General features: G+C 71.7%; 19 protein-coding genes and 1 pseudogene. 6 read left to right on the forward strand and 14 right to left on the reverse strand.

Features of this window, described 5'->3' with window-relative positions; translation table 11 throughout:
* Positions 1-84: 84 nt before the first annotated feature.
* Both ACIBBH_RS10945 and pssA read left to right on the forward strand, forming a co-directional pair.
* Complete coding sequence (locus ACIBBH_RS10945) at positions 85-741, forward strand: phosphatidylserine decarboxylase (protein WP_399403921.1); 657 nt, start codon at positions 85-87, stop codon at positions 739-741.
* A 22-nt stretch (positions 742-763) separates the two neighbouring features.
* The gene (pssA, locus tag ACIBBH_RS10950) at positions 764-1,582 is read left to right on the forward strand and encodes a CDP-diacylglycerol--serine O-phosphatidyltransferase (RefSeq protein ID WP_399404036.1); all 819 of its coding nucleotides are present in this window, start codon (positions 764-766) and stop codon (positions 1,580-1,582) included.
* Between the two features lie 191 nt (positions 1,583-1,773).
* On the opposite strand, the gene ACIBBH_RS10955 is transcribed toward pssA, so the two are convergent.
* Positions 1,774-2,892 carry a glycerate kinase gene (locus ACIBBH_RS10955; RefSeq protein ID WP_399404037.1) on the reverse strand — a complete coding sequence of 373 codons (1,119 nt, stop codon included), beginning with the start codon at positions 2,890-2,892 and terminating at the stop codon, positions 1,774-1,776.
* A 184-nt stretch (positions 2,893-3,076) separates the two neighbouring features.
* Here ACIBBH_RS10955 and ACIBBH_RS10960 point away from each other — a divergent pair, with 184 nt between their 5' ends.
* A complete protein-coding gene (locus ACIBBH_RS10960; RefSeq protein WP_399403922.1) occupies positions 3,077-4,177 on the forward strand; it encodes an ADP-ribosylglycohydrolase family protein in 1,101 nt (366 codons plus the stop codon).
* Positions 4,178-4,672: an NUDIX domain-containing protein gene (locus tag ACIBBH_RS10965; protein ID WP_399403923.1), complete on the forward strand. Its 495-nt coding sequence runs from the start codon at positions 4,178-4,180 to the stop codon at positions 4,670-4,672.
* 17 nt (positions 4,673-4,689) lie between these two features.
* On the opposite strand, the gene ACIBBH_RS10970 is transcribed toward ACIBBH_RS10965, so the two are convergent.
* On the reverse strand, positions 4,690-4,890 hold the full coding sequence (locus ACIBBH_RS10970) for a type II toxin-antitoxin system VapB family antitoxin (protein WP_399403924.1): 201 nt from the start codon (positions 4,888-4,890) through the stop codon (positions 4,690-4,692).
* A gap of 77 nt (positions 4,891-4,967) precedes the next feature.
* Here ACIBBH_RS10970 and ACIBBH_RS10975 point away from each other — a divergent pair, with 77 nt between their 5' ends.
* The gene (locus ACIBBH_RS10975) at positions 4,968-5,702 is read left to right on the forward strand and encodes an SIR2 family NAD-dependent protein deacylase (RefSeq protein ID WP_399403925.1); all 735 of its coding nucleotides are present in this window, start codon (positions 4,968-4,970) and stop codon (positions 5,700-5,702) included.
* A 301-nt stretch (positions 5,703-6,003) separates the two neighbouring features.
* Here ACIBBH_RS10975 and ACIBBH_RS10980 read toward each other — a convergent pair whose 3' ends face one another.
* Positions 6,004-6,489, reverse strand: a complete 486-nt coding sequence (locus ACIBBH_RS10980) for a methylated-DNA--[protein]-cysteine S-methyltransferase (protein WP_399403926.1) — start codon at positions 6,487-6,489, stop codon at positions 6,004-6,006.
* 38 nt (positions 6,490-6,527) lie between these two features.
* On the reverse strand, positions 6,528-8,000 hold the full coding sequence (locus tag ACIBBH_RS10985; RefSeq protein ID WP_399404038.1) for a DNA-3-methyladenine glycosylase 2 family protein: 1,473 nt from the start codon (positions 7,998-8,000) through the stop codon (positions 6,528-6,530).
* 143 nt (positions 8,001-8,143) lie between these two features.
* Here ACIBBH_RS10985 and ACIBBH_RS10990 point away from each other — a divergent pair, with 143 nt between their 5' ends.
* On the forward strand, positions 8,144-9,298 hold the full coding sequence (locus ACIBBH_RS10990) for an MFS transporter (RefSeq protein WP_399403927.1): 1,155 nt from the start codon (positions 8,144-8,146) through the stop codon (positions 9,296-9,298).
* A 651-nt stretch (positions 9,299-9,949) separates the two neighbouring features.
* Here ACIBBH_RS10990 and ACIBBH_RS10995 read toward each other — a convergent pair.
* The 10 genes and pseudogenes from ACIBBH_RS10995 to ACIBBH_RS11040 all read right to left on the reverse strand — a co-directional run bounded on the left by ACIBBH_RS10995 (position 9,950) and on the right by ACIBBH_RS11040 (position 20,928).
* Positions 9,950-10,261: a hypothetical protein gene (locus ACIBBH_RS10995; protein WP_399403928.1), complete on the reverse strand. Its 312-nt coding sequence runs from the start codon at positions 10,259-10,261 to the stop codon at positions 9,950-9,952.
* Positions 10,254-11,468, reverse strand: coding sequence for a 4Fe-4S binding protein (locus ACIBBH_RS11000; protein WP_399403929.1), 1,215 nt, complete (start codon positions 11,466-11,468; stop codon positions 10,254-10,256). The genes ACIBBH_RS10995 and ACIBBH_RS11000 overlap by 8 nt, the downstream gene beginning before the upstream one ends.
* Positions 11,465-12,418, reverse strand: a complete 954-nt coding sequence (locus ACIBBH_RS11005; protein ID WP_399403930.1) for a carbohydrate kinase family protein — start codon at positions 12,416-12,418, stop codon at positions 11,465-11,467. The genes ACIBBH_RS11000 and ACIBBH_RS11005 overlap by 4 nt, the downstream gene beginning before the upstream one ends.
* Positions 12,419-12,433: 15 nt before the next feature.
* Entirely contained in the window at positions 12,434-13,066 is a 633-nt protein-coding gene (locus tag ACIBBH_RS11010; RefSeq protein ID WP_399403931.1) for an NUDIX domain-containing protein, read from the reverse strand.
* Entirely contained in the window at positions 13,008-15,224 is a 2,217-nt protein-coding gene (locus ACIBBH_RS11015) for a tetratricopeptide repeat protein (RefSeq protein ID WP_399404039.1), read from the reverse strand. Before ACIBBH_RS11015 ends, ACIBBH_RS11010 begins: the two co-directional genes overlap by 59 nt.
* A 111-nt stretch (positions 15,225-15,335) precedes the next feature.
* Positions 15,336-15,848 (reverse strand): annotated as a pseudogene (locus ACIBBH_RS11020) (ATP-binding protein); the annotation flags it as partial.
* A gap of 148 nt (positions 15,849-15,996) precedes the next feature.
* Positions 15,997-16,506: an O-acetyl-ADP-ribose deacetylase gene (locus ACIBBH_RS11025; RefSeq protein WP_399403932.1), complete on the reverse strand. Its 510-nt coding sequence runs from the start codon at positions 16,504-16,506 to the stop codon at positions 15,997-15,999.
* A complete protein-coding gene (locus ACIBBH_RS11030; protein WP_399403933.1) occupies positions 16,503-17,912 on the reverse strand; it encodes a phytoene desaturase family protein in 1,410 nt (469 codons plus the stop codon). The genes ACIBBH_RS11025 and ACIBBH_RS11030 overlap by 4 nt, the downstream gene beginning before the upstream one ends.
* Before the next feature lie 153 nt (positions 17,913-18,065).
* Positions 18,066-18,923: an inositol monophosphatase family protein gene (locus ACIBBH_RS11035; RefSeq protein ID WP_399403934.1), complete on the reverse strand. Its 858-nt coding sequence runs from the start codon at positions 18,921-18,923 to the stop codon at positions 18,066-18,068.
* A gap of 193 nt (positions 18,924-19,116) precedes the next feature.
* Positions 19,117-20,928 (reverse strand): gamma-glutamyltransferase family protein, encoded by a 1,812-nt coding sequence (locus ACIBBH_RS11040; RefSeq protein WP_399403935.1) that lies wholly within the window; start codon positions 20,926-20,928, stop codon positions 19,117-19,119.
* Between the last annotated feature and the right edge of the window lie 140 nt (positions 20,929-21,068).

The raw sequence follows: 21,068 nt of genomic DNA on the forward strand, positions 1-21,068 counted from the left end.
CAGTTGCGGCCCGCGACCGGTACGATCCCGGGAAAGCCGCCGTCCCCCGTTGCAGCGCGGCATCATCCGCTACGAAGGTCATCCATGCCCCACAGCCAAACCTCTGCACCTCGCGACCGCCAGGTCGGCGTACGCCTCGCGCGCGGAGCATCGCCGTGGCTTCTCCCGACCGTCGCCACCGCAGCCCTCAGCCTGGCCCGCGCACGCCGCTCCGGCGCCGCCAAGGCCGTCGCCGTGCCCGCCACCGCGCTCGCGGCGGGCATGCTGTGGTTCTTCCGCGACCCCGAGCGCGAGATCGCCCCGGGCCGGGTCATCTCGCCCGCCGACGGTGTGGTGCAGAGCATCATGCCGTGGAAGGACGGGCGTACCCGCGTCGCGATCTTCATGAGTCCGCTCAACGTCCACGTCAACCGGGCCCCCCTGTCGGGCACGGTCACGTCGGTCGAGCACGTGCCGGGCGGCTTCGTTCCCGCGTTCAACAAGGAGAGCGAGAACAACGAGCGCGTAGTCTGGCATTTCGACACCGAACTCGGCGACATCGAGATGATCCAGATCGCCGGCGCGGTGGCCCGCCGCATCGTGCCGTACATCCCCCAGGGGACGAAGGTCGAGCAGGGCGACCGTATCGGTCTGATCCGCTTCGGCTCGCGTGTCGACCTCTACCTGCCCGAGGGCGTGGAGGTCGCGGTCGAGGTCGGACAGAAGACCGTGGCTGGGGTGACTCGCATTGACCGTGATTGATCCGGAGACCCAGGCGGGCTGGGTGCCCGAGGCCGACGAGATGGACGACGAGGAGGAGATGCCTCTTTCTCTCCGTCTCTCAATAGCGGACACACTCACCCTCGGCAACGCCACGTGCGGGTTCATGGCGGTGTACTTCACCACCACCGGGATCCTCATCCCGCACCTCACCGGCAGCCAGGAGTCCGGCATGGGCCGCCACAGCGCGGCCACGGCGGTCATCCTGATGCTGTGCGCGGCGGTCTTCGACCTGTTCGACGGCCTGGTGGCGCGCAAGCTGCGGTCGTCGCCGATGGGCGCGGAGCTGGACAACCTCTCCGACCTGATCAGCTTCGGCCTGGCCCCCGCGTACTTCGTCCTCGTCTACGGCATGGTCGCGGACGACGCGCACCAGAGAGTGGCGGCGCTCGGGGCAATCGTGGTGCTCCTGGCCGTCGTGCTCCGCCTGGCACGGTTCTCGTGCGTGACGGTGAAGGACGGCACGTTCCAGGGCATGCCTTCGCCGTTCGGCGCGCTGACGGTGGTGTCGATCGTGCTGCTGGAGCTGCCCTTCGTGGCGACGCTCCTCGCCATCCTGGGGACAGCCTGGCTGATGGTGAGCCGCGTGGAGTACCCCAAGCCGCGGGGCCGCCTCGCCGTGGCGATGCTCTCCTGGATCGTCCTGTCGATGGGGCTCCTCGCCGCCTGGGCCTTCGACGCGCCCAGCGGCCAGCTCCTCCTCCAGACCGGCTGCGCCCTGCAGCTCGTCATGGGCGCGGTGATTCCCCTGTTCGCCACGGCTCGCCGGGTGAACAACTTCCGCGACAACCGACGTGAGGCGCGCGCGGCCCAGCTGCCGTGACGCTCGCGCCGGCGTGGGCCCCGGACCGGTTTCGGTTCGGGGCCGTTCGCTTTTCGGGCCCCGGCGCCCGGTGCACCCGCCTGCTGAAGGCTCCGCCCCCGGACCCCCGGTCCTGTGCCACCCCTCCCCGTCTCGGCCGGTCAAGAGGCGCACGCACCCCTGCGGTCCGGCAGGGTCGAAAGACTCCGGTCTCAGGTCAGGAAGTCCCGGGCGATTGCCTCGGCCACCCGCTCCAGGATCGGGCCCGCGTCCGTGACGCACTTCGCGACGTCCGGTTCCGCCGCCGTCAGGGGGTAGGCCCGTCGGATGCCGGCCCGGCCCAGCGCGTCCGGCGGCAGTGCGAGCCGGCCGCACACCGCGACGACCTCCTTGCCGGCGGCGCGTGCCGCGGCGGCCACGCCCGCGGGGGCCTTGCCGTGCAGTGTCTGCTCGTCCAGGGAGCCCTCACCGGTGATCACCAGATCCGCACGCGCCAACGCCGGCGCGAAGCCGAGGACGTCGAGCATCACCTCGATGCCGGGCCGGAAGGCGGCGCCGAGGAGCAGCGCGCCGTATCCGACGCCGCCGGCCGCGCCCGCGCCCGGAGCCGCCGCGTACTCCGCCGCCCGCGGCCCCACCGCCGCCTCCAGCACCTTCGCGTAGTGCGCCAGCGCCCTTTCCAGGGTCTGCACGTCGTCCGGCGAGGCGCCCTTCTGCGGCCCGTACACCGCGGGCGCGCCCTTCGGCCCGGTCAGCGGATTGTCGACGTCGCTGGCGAGCACAAGTTCGACCGAGGACAGACGCGGGTCGAGACCCGACAGGTCCGCGCGCGCGAGGCCGGCGAGCCCGCCCCCGCCCGGCGACACCGGCTCCCCGTCCTCGTCCAGGAACCGCGCCCCCAGCGCCGAGAGCATCCCGGCACCGCCGTCCGTGGTCGCGCTGCCGCCGACGCCGAACACGATCGTCCGCGCGCCCGCGTCCAGCGCGGCCCGCAGCAGTTCCCCGGAGCCGTACGTGGACGCCGTCAGCGGGGCGAAGACACCGGCCGGCAGCCGCTGCAGGCCGCTCGCCTGAGCCATCTCCACCACCGCGGTACCGCCGCGCAGCGCGAACGCGGCGGTCACCTCCTGCCCCAGCGGCCCCGCGACCCGTGTCTCCCGCCGTTCGAACCCGGCGGCGACCGCCGCGTCCACGGTCCCGTCGCCGCCGTCGGCGACGGGCAGCGCCTCCACCTCGAGACCCGGCACGACCCGGCGCAGTCCGGCCGTCACCCGCTCGGCGACCCGCACGGCCGTCAGCGAGCCCTTGAACTTGTCCGCGGCGACGAGCACCCGTCGGGTCCCGTCCACTGCAGCGTCCGCCACCTTGCGTTCCCCTTGCTCTCCGGGCCCGTCGCACGTCAGGGCCAGTCGCGCCGCTGCGACCTTAACCGGCGGGCGCCCCCGCCGTCATGCCCCGGCCGGAACCCTGGGAAGCCGCTGGGAGCCCCCTTTGGAAAGTGGGTACATCCCAGCCATGACCCCCGTGCGCACCGAACCGGAACTCGCCGACCGCATCCTCGGCGGCTGGCTGGGCCGGATCGCCGGCAACATGCTCGGCAAGCCGGTCGAGCAGGGCGAGGTGTGGACGCGCGACCGCATCGACCGCTACCTGCGCCAGGCCGCCGCCCTGCCGCTCACCGACTACCTCCCCGAGCCGGCCGACGAGAGCGACGGACGCGAGCTGCGCCCGGAGTGGCGCGTGTGCGTGCGCGGCCGCATCCACGGCAGCTGCCGCGACGACGACGTCGACTACGCGATCCTCGGCCTGCACCTGCTGGAGACGTACGGCTTCGCCTTCAGCACCGAGCAGGTCGGCGACCTGTGGCTGCTGCGGCTGCCGTACCTGCAGACGTTCATGGCGGAGCGGGCGGCCTACCGCAATCTCGCGAGCGGTCTGAAGCCACCGCTCACGGCCACGTACGACAATCCGTACCAGGAGTGGATCGGCGCCCTGATCCGCGCCGACGTCTACGGCTGGACCTGTCCGGGCGACCCGCGCCGCGCCGCCGCGCTGGCCCGCCGGGACGCGGTGCTGTCGCACACCGGCAACGGCGTGTACGGGGCGATGTTCGCGGCGGCCCTGATCTCGGCCGCGTTCACCGCCCCGACCGTGCGACACGCCCTCGACACGGCGCTCACCGTCGTCCCGGCGAGCAGCCGTCTGGCCCGTACGGTACGCCGGGTCGCCTCCCTCCACGAGACCCGGATGACCTGGGAGGACACCCTGGCCACGGTGTCCGAGGAGACCGCCGGGCTCGGCTGGATCCACACGATCCCCAACGCGGCCGTCCTCACCGCCGGTCTTCTCTACGGAGACGGCGACTTCACCCGCACCATCACCCTCACCGTGCGCGGCGGCCTGGACACCGACTCCAACGGAGCCACGGCGGGCTCGGTGGCCGGGGTCCTGAACGGTGCGGCGGCCATCCCGCCGCAGTGGAAGGACCCCCTGCAGGACACGGTCCGCAGCGCGGTGTTCGGCTTCGACGGCGTCCGCATCAGCGCGCTGGCGGAACGCACCCTGCGCCTGGCGACGGCGGAGTTCCAGCCGATGGCACCTGGTTACCCTTCCTGAATGACCACGACTGAAGACTTCGCCACGTACATCGCGGGCCTGCCCCGCGTCCTCGCCGGTGCCGCCGCCCTCTTCCGGGACGCCGAGGGGCGGGTGCTGCTCGTGGAGCCCAACTACCGTGAGGGCTGGGCGCTGCCGGGCGGCACCGTGGAGTCCGACGAGGGCGAGACCCCGCGCCAGGGCGCGCGCCGCGAGACGCTCGAGGAGATCGGCCTGGACCGCGAACCGGGCCGGCTGCTCGCGGTGGACTGGGTGCACGGCACGGGCCGGCCGCCGCTGGTGGCGTATCTGTACGACGGCGGCGTCCTCGCCGAGGCCGACTTCAAGGCGATCCGCCTCCAGGAGGAGGAACTGCTGTCCTGGCGTCTCGTCCCGCGTGAGGAGCTCCCCGATTACCTGCTGGGCTCCCTGGGCCGCCGCGTCCTGGCCGCGCTGGACGTCCTGGCGGAGGGCTCGGGAACGGCCGAGCTGGAGAACGGGCACCGCGTGGCCTGATCCGGCGCTCCGGGGGCTCAGCCCTGGGGGTCGTGGGGCTTGACGTCCACCTCGCGCAGCGCCTCGTCCCGCTCGACGACCCGGGCCTCCGTACGGTGCCCGCGTTCGATGTAGTCGCGGACGACGAGTTCCACGGCGTCCTGGGGGCTGCCCACGCCCGCGAGAACCATGACTTCCACGACGAGTTCGGCGTCCAACGACACGGTGACCTTGGCCATGCGGGGACGCTAGCACCGGCCGGGGCGCGGCGATATCCGTTCGCCGCCCCCGCACCGGCCGTCCTACCCTCGGTGACATGACCAAGCCCCTCGTCGCGATCCTCAGCGGCGCCGGTATCTCGACCGACTCCGGCATCCCGGACTACCGCGGGCCCAACGGACTGTGGCGGCGGGACCCCGAGGCCGAGAAGCTCGTGACGTACGAGTACTACATGGGCGACCCGGAGATCCGGCGGCGGTCGTGGCAGATGCGGCGCGAGAACCGGACGCTGAAGGCCGAGCCGAACGTCGCGCACCGGGCGATCGTCGACCTGGAGCGTTCCGGCGTACCGCTGCGGGTCCTCACACAGAACGTGGACGGACTGCACCAGCTCGCCGGCCTGCCCGCCCGCAAGGTCCTCGAACTCCACGGCACGGCACGGGAGGTCGTCTGCACCAACTGCCACGCCCGAGGACCGATGGAGGATGCCCTCGCCCGCGTCGAGACCGGCGAGGAGGATCCGCCGTGCCTGGAGTGCGGTGGGATCCTGAAGTCGGCGACCGTGATGTTCGGCGAGCGCCTCGACCCGATGGTGCTGGGCGAGGCTGTGGCCATCGCCAAGGCCTGCCAGGTGTTCATCGCCGTCGGCACCACCCTCCAGGTCCAGCCGGCGGCGGGCCTCGCCGGCGTCGCCGGCGACCACGGTGCACGGCTGATCATCGTCAACGCCGAGCCGACGCCTTACGACGACCGCGCGGACGAGGTAATCCGCGAGCCCATCGGTACCGGCCTGCCTGAGTTTCTCCACCGGCTGAGCAGCGAGAGGACGTAAGGCGCCTGCTTGCTCCCGGAAGGGCCGCGACGCCCCGGGGCATGCATGGAGATCGCATGGAGTTCCCCCATGATCTCAGCAGCTTCGGGTTCAAGCGCCTGCACGGCATGCTCGTGGCGGTCGGTCCGTCCGCCGAGTGGGCCGAGAAGCACACCCAGGGGAAGAGCGAAGGCAGCCGGCAGTGTCGACGCCGAGCCGACGCCGTACGACGACCCCGCCGAAGAGGTCGTAGGGGAGCCGATCGGCACGGCGCTGCCACGGCTGCTGTCCTCGCTGAGAGGAGTACGGGGCTGACACGGCGTCAGAACAGCGCCGTGCCCCGTTCGAAGTCCAGCAGCCGCTGTTTGCGGTCCAGGCCGCCGCCGTAGCCGGTGAGGCCGCCGCTCGCGCCGATCACGCGGTGGCAGGGGACGATGATGCCGATCGGGTTCCGGCCGTTGGCGAGGCCCACGGCCCGGGAGGCGCCGGGGTTGCCGAGGGCGTCGGCGAGTTCGCCGTAGGAGCGGGTCTCGCCGTAGGGGATGCGGCGCAGCTGGTTCCACACGCCGCGCTGGAACGGGGTGCCGTGCAGGCGCAGTTCGAGGCTGAACTCCTTCAGTTCCCCGGCGAAGTAGGCGGCGAGTTGTTCCCGCGCCTCGGCGAAGGGCGTGTCGTCGCGGTCGCCGAAGGTCTCCTCGGGCGGGCGGTGGCGCTGGTCGGTCATGTAGAGGCCGCGCAGCACGCCGTCGTCGTCGGCGACGAGGGTGAGGGGGCCGTAGGGGCTGTCGATGACGGTGTGCTGCTTCACGGGACGTCCCTTGGATGCCTTGGATGCCTTGGAAGGGCTCATACGGGCAGGAAGTTGATGGGGTGACTGTCGGTCGCCCACAGGTACTGCACGGCGTACGCCCGCCAGGGCCGCCAGGCCGCCGCGCGGGCGGTGAGCGCGGCCGGGGTGGAGGGCAGGCCCAGCTCCTGGGCGGCGCGCCGGATGCCGAGGTCGGTGGGGAGGAAGGTGTCGGGGTCGCCGAGGGCGCGCATCGTGATGACGTCGACCGTCCAGGGGCCGAAGCCGGGGAGGGCGAGCAGCCGGGCGCGGGCCTCGGCCCAGTCGCTCTCGACGCCCAGGTGGAGTGAGCCGTCGGCGAGCCGGCCGACCAGGGTGGTGAAGGTGCCGCGCCGGGTGCGGGGCATCGCCAGTGACTCCGGGTCGACCGCGGCGAGCGCGTCGGGCGTGGGGAACAGGTGGGTGAGGCCGCCCTCGGGGTCGTCGACGGTCTTGCCGTGCGCGGTGACCAGCCGGGCGGCGTGGGTGCGGGCGGCGGCCGTGGAGACCTGCTGGCCCAGCACGGCCCGTACGGCGAACTCGGCCTCGTCGACGGTCCGCGGCACCCGCCGGCCGGGGGCCTTGTCGACCAGGGGCGCGAGGAGCGGGTCCGTGCGCAGCTGGTCGTCGACGGCGACGGGGTCGGCGTCCAGGTCGAGCAGGCGGCGGCAGCGGCTGATGGCGACGGTCAGGTCGCGCAGGTCGCTGAGGGTGAGGCGGCAGGCGATGTGGTCCGGCCGGGGGGTCAGTGCCACGATGCCGTGTCCGTACGGCAGCCGGAGCGTGCGCCGGTAGGCGCCGTCCCGCCACTCCTCCACACCCGGTACGGCGGTCGCCGCGAGGTGACCGAAGAGGTTGTCGGGGTTGAGCGGGGTGCGGAAGGGCAGGCGCAGCGAGAGAGCGCCCGGTGTGGTGCCGGGAGCGTTCTTCTTCGGCACCCGGGCGCGCAGTGCGCTCGGGGAGAGGGCGAAGACCTCGCGGACGGTGTCGTTGAAGGTGCGGATCGAGGAGAAGCCGGCCGCGAAGGCGATCTCCGCCATGGGCAGCGGGGTGGTCTCGATAAGCAGGCGGGCGGTCCGGGCTCGTTGGGCGCGGGCGAGCGCGAGGGGGCCCGCGCCCAGTTCGGCGAGGAGCTGGCGCTCGACCTGCCGGGTGCTGTAGCCGAGGCGGGCGGCGAGCCCGGGCACGCCGTCGCGGTCCACGACCCCGTCGGCGATCAGCCGCATGGCGCGGGCCACCAGGTCGGCGCGCCGGTTCCATTCCGGGGAGCCGGGGCTGGTGTCGGGGCGGCAGCGCTTGCAGGCCCGGAAGCCGGCCTGCTGGCAGGCGGCGGCGCTCGGGTAGAAGGTCATGTTCTCGGGCTTGGGCGGCACGACCGGGCAGCTGGGCCGGCAGTAGACGCGGGTGGTCAGGACGGCGGTGAAGAACCAGCCGTCGAAGCGGGCGTCCTTCGACTGGACGGCGCGCACGCAGCGGTCCCGGTCGGCGTGCATCCCTGTCTGCATGCGTCCAGGATCGCCCACCCGGCGGGGGCGGGCTGGCGGGAATCCGACATCAGCCTCGTGTGCCCTGGGGCTGCCCGGATCGCGGATCGTGTCCGGATCACTTGTGCGGATACGTCGGTAGGCTGCTCGTCATGGACCGAGGCCGCGTGTGGCCGTTGTACGCCGCCGGTTTCACGACCGCGTTCGGAGCGCACGGCGTCGCCGCGAGCCTGGGCGCCCGCTCCGGTGACGCGGTCACCTCCCTGTGGGTCCTGGGCGGCCTGCTCGCCCTGTACGACGGCGCCGAGGTGCTTCTCAAGCCGGTGTTCGGCACGCTGGCCGACCGGGTGGGGGCGCGTCCGGTGCTGCTGGGCGGGCTCGCCGCCTTCGCCGCCGCGTCCGCGCTGTATGCGGTCGCGGGCAGCCCGGGCCGGCTGTGGGCCGCCCGTCTCGGCCAGGGCGCGGCGGCCTCCGCGTTCTCCCCGGCGGCCTCGGCGCTGGTGGCCCGGCTGCACCCGGTCGGCGGGCAGGGCCGGGCGTTCGGGACTTACGGCTTCTTCAAGTCCGTCGGGTACACGCTGGGTCCGCTGCTGGGCGGGGTGCTGGTGTGGGTGGGCGGGCTGCGGCTGCTGTTCACGGTGCTGGCGGTGCTGGGCGCGGTGGTGGCGGGGTGGGCGCTGGCCGCCGTACCGCACGTGCCGCCGCTCCCCCGGGCCCGGCAGACGCTGCTGGACCTCGGGCGGCGGCTGGCGGAGCCGGCGTTCCTCGTGCCGACGGCCGCGCTCGCGGGGGCGACCGCCGCGCTGTCGGCCGGGGTGGGCTTCCTGCCCGTGTCGGGGGCGGCCGCGGGGCTCGGCACGGTGGCGACCGGCGCGGCGGTGTCGGTGCTGGCGGCCTGCGCGGCCGTCGTCCAGCCGCGTGCCGGGCGGGCGCTGGACGCGGGGCGGCTCGCGACGCCCGCCGGTCTGGCCTGCGGGCTGCTGCTCGCGGCGGCGGGCCTGGCATCGGCGATGCTGCCCGGCCCGGCCGGTGTCCTCCTCGCTGCGGCCCTGATCGGCGTCGGCACCGGCCTGATCACCCCTCTGGGCTTCGCCGCCCTGGCCTCGGCCACGCCCCGGGAGCGGCTGGGCCAGACCATGGGCGCCGCGGAACTGGGGCGCGAACTGGGGGACGCGGGCGGTCCGTTGCTGGTGGCGGGCGTCGCGTCGGCGGCGACGCTGACGTACGGGTACGGGGTGCTGGCGGCGGTGCTGGCGGTGGGGCCGGTGCTGGCGGCCGTGGGGTGGCGGGTGGAGCGCGGCGGCTGAGGCGAGACGGGAGCGCAGGCTCATGGCCGGCGGACCGCGTAGCCCACGCCGCGTGCGGTGTGGATCAGGTGGGGGGCCGGCGCCGGCGAGCTTGCGCCGGGGTAACCGACGTATCGGCGAGGTTCTTGTCGTCCACTCCGGCGGCCCCGGCCCCAGACCTGCCGGTAGACGGTGGCGGGGTCCGGGACCAGTTCCTCGTTGTGCGTTCTATCCGGCGTTCCGGATGCTCGTGGCGGGCGTCGGCCCGGTGTCCTGGACGCTTCAGCGGGCGAACGTGCCGTCCGCCGACCCGTTCGGGGGGCGTGCAGACCCGGCTGGTCGGGCATCCGCTGCTGGTCGCCGCGCGGTCGCGGTGCTCGCCGCGGTCGCCCGGGAGGGGACCGCCGGTACGGCAGATGTCCCTGGAGGTGTCGAAGTAGCGGTCGTGGCCGAGGTCGTGCTTCTTCAGCTCGCCGTGGGCGCCCGGGGCCGTACTCCCGGGCCGGCGCGGTCAGGAAGCAGTCGGGGCCCGCCGTGTCGCTGGGGCCGGCACCGAACCGGGCGGCACAGCCCACCAGCCGCCGCACTCCGGGGCGTCCAGCACTGGGCGGCGCATCCGTGGGTTCGAGGAGCGCCTTATCGGGTCGGCTCGGGACCGACCCGTCCCACCGGTCAAGCCGACTCTCCCGTGCCGGTCCTTCCCGGCCTGCTCGCGGGGTCGGCATCGGAACCCACGATCTTCACGCCGGAGATGTCGCCGACGTCTCCGCTGAAGCGGCTGTCCTGCACCTTCACGGTGCCGGACGTCGAGGGTCGCCCGCTTTCGTCATCACCGTCCCGGGAAGCCGGGCTGTCGGATTCCACTTCGATGGACCAGAACTTCAGCCGGCGCAGACCGAGCTTCCTGGCGAGGAGAGCCGCGACGACCATCAGGACCAGGCCCGCCGCGACAGTCAACAGGAGCATGGTGGTCGAGCTAGACATCGAAGCCCTCCGTGTCGGAAAGATTTCGCAGGTGAAGAGCGTCCACAGGGCATGCCATGAGGCAGAGCCCACAACCTGTGCAACGGTCTTCGTCGATCTTCAAAGCGTCATCGGCCACAGAGATGCAGGAGGCCGCTGACTCGGCACACACAGGAACACACGCGCGGCACAGCGTGCAGCGCATCATGTCGACTTCAGCCGTCCGGGTGAACCATTCGTCGGGACATTGACTCGCGCTGGTCACCCATCGCAACCCGGAACCGACGATCGAGCCGAAGGACGCGTCCTCGGCAGCCGCCAAACGGGAGGTCACGTTCCGCTCAAGAGATGTGATGAGCTTCAGGCCGCGGCTCATGACGGCGGTGGCCACTTGGACAGCCCTTGCCCCGAGCATGGCGTAGTCGATCACGTCCGCCGCACCCGAAACCCCGCCCACCGCCATGACGTCGGCCCCGAGTTCGCCCGACAACCGGGCGACCGCGAGGCGGTTCATCGGCAGGAGGGAGGATCCGGAGAGCCCCATCGGCGTCACCGGTACGCCCTCCGGTCGTCCCAGCAGGTGGTCGAACGGCGGAAGACCGGGAAGCGTGTTCGTACAGACGAGACCGCCCGCCCCGTTCGCGATCGCTGCGGTCGCCGCCTCGACAAGGCAGTGGGACGAGGCATTCAACTTGACCGCCACGGGGACGGCGGAGCCGGAACAGGCAGCCCTCACCACTTCGCCGAGCAGGCCCGGATCGTCGCCGATGAACGTCCCGCGAAACTTCTCGGGAGCACCGTGCGGGCAGGAGACGTTCAGCTCCAGGTACGAGGCCCCCGCCTCACTGCAGTCGCGGGCGCTGATCTCCCAGTCGCGGGGCGACGGTCCCTCCATGATGCTCACTCCGAGGCAGAAATCGGCACCTGCGGATTGTCTGGCCCGGGGTATTTCCGACGCGCACCATTCGGCCAGCGTCATCGGCGTCCGCAGTTCGTTGTTCAGCATGCCGATGCGCTGCCATCCCAGGTTGCGGGCCGGGAGCAGACTGGGCGTCAGGTTGCGGGCGTACTGCGGCATGCGGGTGAGGGTCTTGGTCACCGCTCCCGCCCAGCCCGAAGCAGCGGATCGGCCTATCCCCCTCGCCGATCCGGTCGGGGGTGCGGAAGCCAGCACGAAGGGGTTCTTCAGAGGGATGCCCATGAAACTGGACCGCAGCCCGCCTTTCAAAGAGAGCCCTCCTCGAACGCGATCAGATACCGAGCCAGGGATGTTCTGAGCTCCGGAAGCGGAGTCGCCGTGCTCCCGCCCAGTGTTCCGACGGCCGAGGCACCCGCCAGCGAGCCCAACCGGGCCGCGGCATGCGCGGAACCGGTGGCGAGGTAGCCCATGACGACACCCGCGTTGCACCAGTCGCCGGCGCCTGTCGGGTCCTGGCATTCCACCTTCTGCGCCGCCACGTGCCACACCTCCCCGTGGGATCGGACGAGGAGGCCGTCGGCACCCATCTTGATGACCGCCGTCGAGGCCCCTGCCCGGCAGAGGGACGACGCGCACTGACCGGCGTCCCCGGCACCCGTGACCATCCGCGCCTCCTCCAGGTTGGCGAGGGCGAGGTCGACATGGGGCCAGCAACCGTCTGTGAACTCGGCCCAGCGCCCGGCGGGATCCCAGCAGAGATCGAGGGCGGTCACGGCACCTCTGCCGCGGGCCTCCGACAGCAGTTCGGCCAGCCCCGTCCGACCGACGTGCGTCAGAAACGGATCCGTTACCAGCAAGGCGTCGAACGGGCGACTCCGCAGCACGGACAGGCATTCGTCCAGCCGCAGGTCTTCGTTCACCCCCGGACGGTAGAGGAAGGACCTCTCGTCGGGTCCCACCAGAACGACACTGTGGGCCGTGGCCCCGCCGGGACGGACCATCGCACCTGTCACATCGGCCTTCGCCAGCGACGAAAGAGCCAGGAAGCCCGCCGCGTCGTCGCCGACCAGGGCAGCCATGCACACCTCTGCCGCGCCGAGCCTGGCCAGAGCGGTGGCCGAGTTACCGCAGCACCCCCCTACCGCATTGATCAGCGACGGCACCCGGACAAGTTCCTCGGGTCCGGGAAACGATCCGGCCCCGAGACGCACCACGGTGTCGAGACAGACCGAACCCACGCATAATATGCGAAAACTCATATCCGACCGCTACTTTCAGTAGAACAGGTGGCTCTCCCCGTCGAGAAACCTCTTGGCCAAGTGAGCCATTTTCTGGTGATAGGCGTCCCAGTTGTGGGGAAAACTGTCCCGTGTCACGGTGAGCGAGGCCTCCCGCTGAACGCCCTGATGTACCAGGATTCCCTCGGCGACGAACGAATGGTCCTCTTCCTCATGCACTCGGACGAGCTCATCGAGGGGGCATCGGAACAGCCCGGCGAGTTCGTCCTCCTGCAGTTTGAAACTCGTCAGCTGAGAATCGTCCCGAACGATGCAGACATCCACGACGTTGCGGATCCGGTAGCCATTTCTGTCCGAGAGGTACAGCTTCCTGCCGAGAAAGCGGACCTCTTCTCGCTGGTACGTCTTGCCCAGCTCCTCCTTCGCCTCCCGCAAGCCGTCGTAGAGCGACTCGCCCACCTCGTAGTGGCCGCCCGCCGCCACGTCCAGGCAGGAAGGCGCCCAGGAAGCGTCATGGGCGCGCTGCTGGTAGAGCAGGAACCGTCGGCCGGCGACTTCCTGCGCGATCCAGAGATTGAACGTGCCGATCCAGGAGCCTTCCCGCCATGCGTCACGAATGTCGATCACTCTTCCGCTGGGCCGGAAGGTGTTGGGGTCGAGAATCTCCACGTTCACCATGATTTTCCACCTGAGTAGATGCCAGACTGTCCTGGACCAGCTGCCGCGCCTCTGCCGCGCCCACCGCGGCGCCGCCGCACCTCTCGAACGCCGATACGATCTCGGCCGTTTTCTTCTCGTTGTATCGCGCGGCGGATGCCATGCCGTCCCTGAGCAGAGCGACCGTCTCCGCCGCACTTCCGGCGCGCGCCGCAAGAACGGCCAGCACCATCAGCCCTTCCGCCCGGTAGTGCCAGAATTTCTGCGTGCTGGAGAGATCGACACATTCCTCCGCCAGAACCCTTATTTCCTCATCGCTGAAGCTGCGGCTGTGGAGCGCCAGCACGGCCTTCTTGGCGAGAGCGCGTGACTCGTTGATCGGAACCCTGGTCTCCCGCGCTATCCTCAGGGATTCTTCCAGGTATTCCCCGGCGGACCGATGGTTTCCGAGTTCGGTCAGTGCCTCGCCCAGGAGCGAGAGGATCGGACTGGTTTCGCGCTCCTGTCCGGCTGCCCGGTTCTGGCTGAGCACCGCCTCGAGGCGCGTGACTCCTTCGGCCAGCACCGCCCGGTCCCTGCGGATTTTCCCGATCCGGACCAGTAGTTCGCCCAGATCCTTCTCCAGGAGTCTCAGGTGCCGTTCAGCGCCGACGGCGGTGAACGACGCGAGAGCGGACTGGTACTGCTCTCTGGCATCCTCCCAGCGCTCCATCTGCCGCAGCACGTTTCCGGTGCTGTGGGCGACCTCTCCCGCGAGCAGGGGCTCCACTTCGGACATCTCCGCAAGGCAGCGCCCGGCTCGCTCGTGTTCTTCGAGGGCCTTCGGAAGGTGACCTCGCATGCGGGCGAGCCATCCCTGACGCTGGATGGCCATCACCACGCCCACGGGGTCACCCAGTCTGCCGAACTCGCTTTCGGCAGCCGAGAAGTGCGCGGCCGCGGCAGCGTAGTCACTCAGGCCGCCGGTGTAGATGACCCCTTGATAGAGGAGTGCGTACGCCGCTTCCCACCGGGAGCCGGCCAGGTTGCCGGTCCGGCCGGTCTGCCAGGCGCGCTGGTACACCGTGAGGGCCGCGTCGAGCCGGATCTGTGTACGCAGGACAGTGCCCAGATCGTTGAGGCAGGCCGCGATGCTGAGAGCGGCCGCCTCAGTGGGATCGCCGGCGTCCTCCTGAGCCAGCCGACTCAGCGGAAGCGCCTTCTCGGCCCAGTCGGCGGCATGGGAGAGCCGGCCTTGGCGCTGTTCGGAGATCGCGAGCGACGACGCTGCCAGGAGGCGCAGAACCGGGGGATGAATGGCGTTCCCGCAGATGGCCTTGAGCCGGTCCGCGGCCTTCTCGTCCGGACAGGCGAAAAGCCTTGCCACAGCACCGATGTAGGTGAGCCAGCCGGCCGGCTCCGCGGTGGCCTCGATCTCCTTGAGCGAGTCCCAGATGACAGCGGTCAGGCGAACGTTTCGCGTTCGCATGGCCGTGCGCACGTACGTCTCCGCGATGATACGGACGTTGCGGTGGTCCGCCCTGGCGAGGTGGTAGACCATGTCCGGGAACTCCGGGACGAACATCCAGTTCTGCTCGCCGACCTCTTCGGCGTAAAGCCGGTAGAGGCGTGCGTGCGCCGCCCGCAGATCACGCGGGGAACTGGCGAGGAAATCCGAGAGGATCAGTGAGCGCACCAGGGCGTGCATCTCCCATCCTCCGCCGCGGGCGGGGGAAACGAAGCCGAAGCCGAGAATTCTCCGCCAGAGCGAGCCGGCTTCCCTTCCCCACTCGGCCATGGTGGTCCGGAAGATGTTCTCGTTGTTCCTTCGCGGGACGGCGAACATGCGCAGCGCTGCCACCATCGGCTCGTCGAGCCGGTCGAGGATCCGCCTGACCAGGAACTCCGTGACGAGCGTGGTCGCGGCCTCGCGGTAGACCTCCTGACCGACCTCGTCCGCCCCCTCGGGAGCGGCCGTGACGACGGAAGCGATCAGGCTGAGACAGAGAGGGTTGAGCTGACTGAGCCTGAGGGCGGACGCCGCGGCCTCCCCGGTGAGGGACGCGCCGCACGACAGCTCCAGGAACCGGCGCGCCTCGTCCTGCGTGAACCCGTCCAGGGAGACGTGGTGCACGGAGTCGTACGCGCGTGCCGGCAGGTCCTCCTGGTTCAGACGGCTTCTGCCGGCCATCACGTACTGGGGCGGGTTGTCGTGGGGGCCGACGGCGAGGGTGATGAATCGCGTCCACAGCCAGGACGTGAACTGCGCCCTGCCGTCGCCGGCCTCCGGGTCCTTCAGCAGTTCGCAGGAGTCGAGGACCAGAACCGGAGGCCTGTCCCGGCAACAGGACTCGAGCGCCGCACCGAAGGTCCGGGTGACCCGCGTGATCCGCTCGTCGTGGATCCGCTGGAGTTCGGAGGCCGGAAGGGCCATCTGGACGTTTTCCAGTTTGATGCCCACGATGTCCCCGACACTCCCGTGGAAGGTGTTGTTCTCGACCTCCACGTTGATGCATGAAGCGTCCGCCCCGTGCGGTTCGAAATGGAGCGAGGAGAGCAGACGAACGGAGGTCTCGTCGGCGACTTTCCGTAACTCCTCGATCTGCGGGAGTTTCAGCTGCTCGGCGACATCCATCATGAACGTGACGGGGTCCCAGCGGGTCAGGTGACGGAAGTCGACCACGGCGACCGGGTGCCCAGCGCGATCCAGCTCCTCGATCAGGCTTTCCAGAAGCCTTGTTTTGCCGGAACCAGCGATTCCGTGCACGTTCGTGATCTTCGCGCCTCCCTCCAGGCTTCGACGCAGGAGGGTCATCTCACGCTGGCGACGCACATACACGGTGTGGGGTGGACGCCGCCACCGAGCCGCTGACACCGGGTCAGGTTAGCGTTGCGCAGGGTCCCGTGTCTGTGTGTGCGTCGGTTTTGCGGCCGCAACCGGGACCCGCTACGGCGAGGTTCCGTCAGCGGAGTCGCCCGGCGAACGCCTCGTACGCCCGGTCGTCGAAGAGGACGAACCGGACCTCCTCGACGGACGTGGCCGTGGCACGGACCGTCTCCACCGCGATCCGGGCGCCGTCGTGCATCGGCCAGCCGTAGATGCCGGTGGAGACGGCCGGGAAGGCGACCGTGCGGGCGCCGAGTGCGTCGGCCACCCTGAGGGATTCCCGGTAGCAGGACGCCAGCTGCGCCGAGCGGTCCTCGGAGGAGGACCAGACCGGGCCGACGGTGTGGATCACCCAGCGGGCGTCCAGGTCGCCGGCGGTGGTGGCGACGGCCTTGCCGGTGGGCAGGCCCCTGCCGTAGTGGGAGGCGCGGAGCTTGCGGCACTCCTCGAGGATCGCGGGCCCGCCGCGGCGGTGGATCGCGCCGTCGACGCCTCCGCCGCCGAGGAGGGAGGAGTTGGCGGCGTTGACGATCGCGTCGGCGGTCTGCCGGGTGATGTCGCCCCGCACGAGCGTGATGGCGGTCATGTCTGCCGCAGCCTCCTCCACACGGCCTTGGCCGCGTTGTGCCCCGGCATGCCGTGCACGCCGGGTCCCGGCGGGGTGGCCGACGAGCAGATGAAGACGGCCGGGTGCGGGGTGTTGTACGGGTACAGGGACAGCTTGGGTCGCAGCAGGAGCTGCAGGCCGGAGACCGCGCCGGAGGCGATGTCGCCGCCGACGTAGTTGGCGTTGCGGGCGGCCAGTTCGGGCGGGCCGGCGGTGGCGCGGGCCAGGACGCGGTCGCGGAAGCCGGGGGCGAAGCGCTCCAGCTGGCCCTCGATGGCGTCGGTGAGGTCACCCGTCCAGCCGTGCGGCACGTGGCCGTACGCCCAGAAGACCTGCTTGCCCTCGGGTGCCCGGGTGGGGTCGACGATGCTGGGCTGCACCGTGATGAGGAAGGGCGGGTCGGGTGCGCGGCCCTCCCGGAACACCGCGCGCAGGGCGGAACCGATCTCCGCGCTGTCCGCGCCGATCTGCACGGTGCCGGCGCGGCGGGCCTCGGGGGCGGTCCACGGCACCGGGCCGTCCAGCGCATAGTCGATCTTGAAGACGCCGGGGCCGTAGCGGTAGCCCTCGTAGTAGCGGCCGAAACCGGCGATGCGGGCCAGGGCGGTGGGTGAGGTGTCGAAGACGTACGCGCGCGCGGGCGGCAGGTCGTCCAGGCGCTTGACCTCGTAGTCGGTGTGCACACTGCCGCCGAGGTCCGTCAGGTAGGCGGCGAGGGCGTCGGAGATCGACTGGGAGCCGCCGCGGGCCACGGGCCAGCCGCGGGCGTGCGCGGACAGCGCGAAGACCAGGCCGATGGCGCCGGTGGCGAAGCCGCCGAGCGGGGCCATGACGTGGGCGACGAGGCCGGCGAAGAGCGTCCTGGCGCGCTCGTCGCGGAAGCGGCGCATCAGCCAGGTCGAGGGCGGCAGCCCGGCCAGTCCGAACCGGGCGAGGGTGACCGGGTCGCGCGGCAGCGAGGTGAGCGGCAGGGACATGAAGTCGCGGGCCAGGGTGTCCCACCGGGTGAGGAAGGGCGCGACGAGCCTGCGGTACGCCCCCGCGTCGTGCGGCCCGAAGGAGGCGGCTGTCTGGGCGACGGACCGGGCGAGCACGGCGGCCGTGCCGTCCGGGAAGGGGTGCGCCATGGGCAGGTCGGCGTGCAGCCACTCCAGGCCGTACCGCTCCAGCGGCATCGCTCGGAAGGCGGGCGAGTTGATGGCGAGGGGGTGGGCCGCCGAGCAGGGGTCGTGGTGGAAGCCGGGCAGGGTGAGCTCTTCCGTGCGGGCTCCCCCGCCGACGGTGTCGCGAGCCTCGAAGAGGGCGACGGAGAAGCCGCGGCGGGCCAGCTCCACGGCGGCCGTCAGGCCGTTCGGTCCCGCACCCACCACGACCGCATCGAGCATCGACGGCACCTTCGGACCCCTTCGTCAGCCGATGGCCACTCGGCTTCAGCATATGCCGGGACACCGGCGGTGCCCGGCGCGGGTGGGGTCGGCCGGGTGACGCGGGCGCCCGTCGGGCCGGGGTGCGCGGCAGCTCCACCACCGGGCCGGCTGTCAGACGGAGCTGTGCAGCAGCCGCATCACCCGGCGGGCCGTGGCCGCGTCCCGGGCCGCGGTGAACGGCAGGGCGTTGCCGCCCGTGATACGGAACGGCTCGCCCGCAAGCGTGCGGTGGGCGCCGCCCGCCTCCTCGACCAGCAGCAGGCCTGCGGCGTGGTCCCAGGCCGCCTCCCAGGAGAACGCGGTGGCGTCCAGCTCGCCCCGGGCGACGGCCAGATACTCCAGCCCCGCCGAACCGCAGGAGCGCGGTGCGACGCCCTGCGTCCACAGGCCGAGCAGGGCGCGCTTCTGCTCGTCCGTGGTGAAGTCCGGGTGGGAGGTGGCGACGCGCAGGTCCCGGCCGGGGGCGGGGGCGCCGGCCTGCAGCGGCTCGCCGTCCAGGAAGGCGCCCTTGCCCCGTACGGCCGTGGCCAGTTGGTCGCGGTACGGCGCGTACGTCCAGGAGGCGACCGTGACGCCGTGCCGGGCGAGCGCGACCAGCGTGCAGAAGCCGTCGTCGCCGTGCACGAACTGCCGTGTGCCGTCGACCGGATCGACGATCCAGACCGGCGCGTCGCCCTGGATCGCCTCGTACGCCGCCGGGTTGGCGTGCACCGCCTCCTCGCCGATCACGACGGAGCCGGGCAGGAGGGCGCCGAGCTTCTCGGTCAGGTACAGCTCCGCCAGGCGGTCGGCGTCGGTCACCAGGTCGTGCGGTCCGCTCTTCTGGTCGACCTCGTGCGCGGCGAGCCGGCGGAAGCGGGGCAGGATCTCGGCGGCGGCCGCCTTGCGGACGGCTTCCTCGACGTCGGCGGAGTGGCGGGTGACGAACGCGTCGAGAAACTCGTCGGTGGTTTCCGTGTCTTCGATCATGCCTCCATGAGAGCACGTGGCGCTGACAATCCCCGCCCGGGTGGTGGACACCGGGTGGAATCGGGATGAAGAAGCGGGGCGCGACAGACGACTGCCGGCTGTCGGTTGCCGACTGCTGACTGCTGACTGCTGACTGCTGACTGCTGACTGCTGACTGCTGACTGTCGACGAGATACCGTCGACAATTTGACGGTCAGCGGCCCACCGCATACCCCTGCATCCCCCGAGGATTGGCTCCTGCCGACAGGATCCCGCTGTCCGGATCCCGCGCCACCGCGCACAGCCGCCCCTCCGACCAGCCCGGACCGACCGTGACGTCGTGCCCCCGGCGCCGGAGTTCCTCGATGACCCCCGGGTCGAGGCGGGACTCGACGGTCACGCTGCCGGGACGCCTGCCGCGCGGGTGGAAGGAGCTGGGGAAGCTGTCGTTGTGCCAGTTCGGGGCGTCGATGGCGCCCTGGAGGTCGAGGCCGCCGCGGACCGGGGCGCGCAGGGCGACGGCCAGGAGGAAGTGCAGCTGCCACTGGTCCTGCTGGTCGCCGCCGGGGGTGCCGAAGGCCATGACCGGCACCCCGTCGCGCAGGGCGATCGAGGGGGTGAGGGTGGTGCGGGGGCGGCGGCCGGGGGTGAGGGAGTTCGGCAGGCCCTCCTCCAGCCAGGTCATCTGCAGCCGGGTGCCGAGCGGGAAGCCGAGTTCGGGCACGACCGGGTTGGACTGGAGCCAGCCGCCGCTGGGCGTGGCGGCGATCATGTTGCCCCAGCGGTCGACGACGTCGAGGTGGCAGGTGTCGCCGCGGGTGCCGCCGTGCGTGGTGACCTCGGGCTCGCCCGGCATTTTAAGGACGGTCGGCTCGCCCGCCCCCCTGGGGTGGAAGCCGGGCTCTCCGGCGGCCACCGCGCCCGCCCGCGCGGGCAGCCGGGGGACACGTCCGCCGGGGCTGCCGGGGCGCAGGTCGTGGGATGCCTCCGGGCCGATGAGCGTCCGCCGCTCGGCGTTGTAGGCGTCCGACAGCAGGTCGTCGAGCGGCACCTCGGCCGCGTCCCCGTACCAGGCCTCCCGGTCGGCCATGGCGAGCTTGCAGCCCTCGATCAGCAGGTGGACGTAGTCGGCGGAGCCGTACGGGGGCAGCTCGGGCGGGAGCAGGGCGAGCTGCTGGAGGAGGGCGGGGCCCTGGCTCCAGGGGCCGGCCTTGCACAGGGTCCAGCCGTGCCAGTCGTAGGTCGCGGGGGTCTCGTAGGTCGCGGACCAGGCGGCGAGGTCGGCGCCGGTGAGGGTGCCGGTGTGCCGTTCGCCGCTGGTGTCCGGGGTGGGCCGGGCGGCCTGCCGTACCAGCGCCTCGGCGATGAAGCCGGAGCGCCACACCTCTCGCGCGGCCTCGATGCGGGCCTCCCGGTTCCCGGGCCCTGCGGTCTCGGCCAGCAGCCGCTTCCAGGTGGCGGCGAGGGCGGGGTTGCGCAGCAGCGCGCCGGGCCGGGGCGGCTGCCCGCCGGGCAGGTAGACCTCCGCCGACGAGGTCCACTCCGTCTCGAACAGCTCCCGTACGCTCTCCACGGTCGCGCCGACGTTCTCCACGGGCGCGTGCCCGTGCTCGGCGTACCCGATGGCGTACTTCAGGACGTCGTCGAGGGTCTTGGTGCCGTGGTCGCGCAGCAGGAGCAGCCAGGCGTCGAAGGCGCCCGGGACGGCGGCGGCGAGGGGGCCGGTGCCGGGTACGAGGTCGAGGCCGAGTCCCCGGTAGTGCGCGACCGTCGCGCCGGCCGGCGCCACGCCCTGCCCGCACAGCACGCGGACCTCGCCGTCCGCCGGGGCGAGCAGGATGGGCACCTCGCCGGCGGGACCGTTCAGGTGCGGTTCCACCACATGCAGCACGAACGCGCCCGCGACGGCGGCGTCGTAGGCGTTGCCGCCGTCCTCCAGGACCGCCATCGCCGACTGGGACGCCAGCCAGTGGGTGGAGGAGACCATCCCGAAGGTGCCCTGGAGAGTGGGGCGAGTGGTGAACATATGGCGCAGGCTATCGAGTCGCCGTTGTCGGAGAGGAGGAAGCACGTATGCGCACACTCAGCCCGCTCAGGAGGGCCTGAGCCCTCGCGCCGGCCGTCGTGGCCGCGCTGGTCCGTGCGGGCCCCGCCCGTGCCGACACG

Origin of the sequence: Streptomyces sp. NPDC051636, from assembly GCF_044453765.1 — a bacterium.
Taxonomy (GTDB): domain Bacteria; phylum Actinomycetota; class Actinomycetes; order Streptomycetales; family Streptomycetaceae; genus Streptomyces.

Coding starts and splice junctions, on each gene's coding strand:
- ACIBBH_RS10965 (WP_399403923.1), top strand. CDS start 4,178: ATGACCACGACTGAAGACTTCGCCACGTACATCGCGGGCCTGCCCCGC.
- ACIBBH_RS11035 (WP_399403934.1), bottom strand. CDS start 18,923: ATGATCGAAGACACGGAAACCACCGACGAGTTTCTCGACGCGTTCGTC.
- ACIBBH_RS11040 (WP_399403935.1), bottom strand. CDS start 20,928: ATGTTCACCACTCGCCCCACTCTCCAGGGCACCTTCGGGATGGTCTCC.
- ACIBBH_RS11025 (WP_399403932.1), bottom strand. CDS start 16,506: ATGACCGCCATCACGCTCGTGCGGGGCGACATCACCCGGCAGACCGCC.
- ACIBBH_RS10945 (WP_399403921.1), top strand. CDS start 85: ATGCCCCACAGCCAAACCTCTGCACCTCGCGACCGCCAGGTCGGCGTA.
- ACIBBH_RS10985 (WP_399404038.1), bottom strand. CDS start 8,000: ATGCACGCCGACCGGGACCGCTGCGTGCGCGCCGTCCAGTCGAAGGAC.
- ACIBBH_RS11015 (WP_399404039.1), bottom strand. CDS start 15,224: ATGGCCGGCAGAAGCCGTCTGAACCAGGAGGACCTGCCGGCACGCGCG.
- ACIBBH_RS11005 (WP_399403930.1), bottom strand. CDS start 12,418: ATGAGTTTTCGCATATTATGCGTGGGTTCGGTCTGTCTCGACACCGTG.
- ACIBBH_RS10990 (WP_399403927.1), top strand. CDS start 8,144: ATGGACCGAGGCCGCGTGTGGCCGTTGTACGCCGCCGGTTTCACGACC.
- ACIBBH_RS10970 (WP_399403924.1), bottom strand. CDS start 4,890: ATGGCCAAGGTCACCGTGTCGTTGGACGCCGAACTCGTCGTGGAAGTC.
- ACIBBH_RS11030 (WP_399403933.1), bottom strand. CDS start 17,912: ATGCTCGATGCGGTCGTGGTGGGTGCGGGACCGAACGGCCTGACGGCC.
- ACIBBH_RS10960 (WP_399403922.1), top strand. CDS start 3,077: ATGACCCCCGTGCGCACCGAACCGGAACTCGCCGACCGCATCCTCGGC.
- ACIBBH_RS10975 (WP_399403925.1), top strand. CDS start 4,968: ATGACCAAGCCCCTCGTCGCGATCCTCAGCGGCGCCGGTATCTCGACC.
- ACIBBH_RS10995 (WP_399403928.1), bottom strand. CDS start 10,261: ATGTCTAGCTCGACCACCATGCTCCTGTTGACTGTCGCGGCGGGCCTG.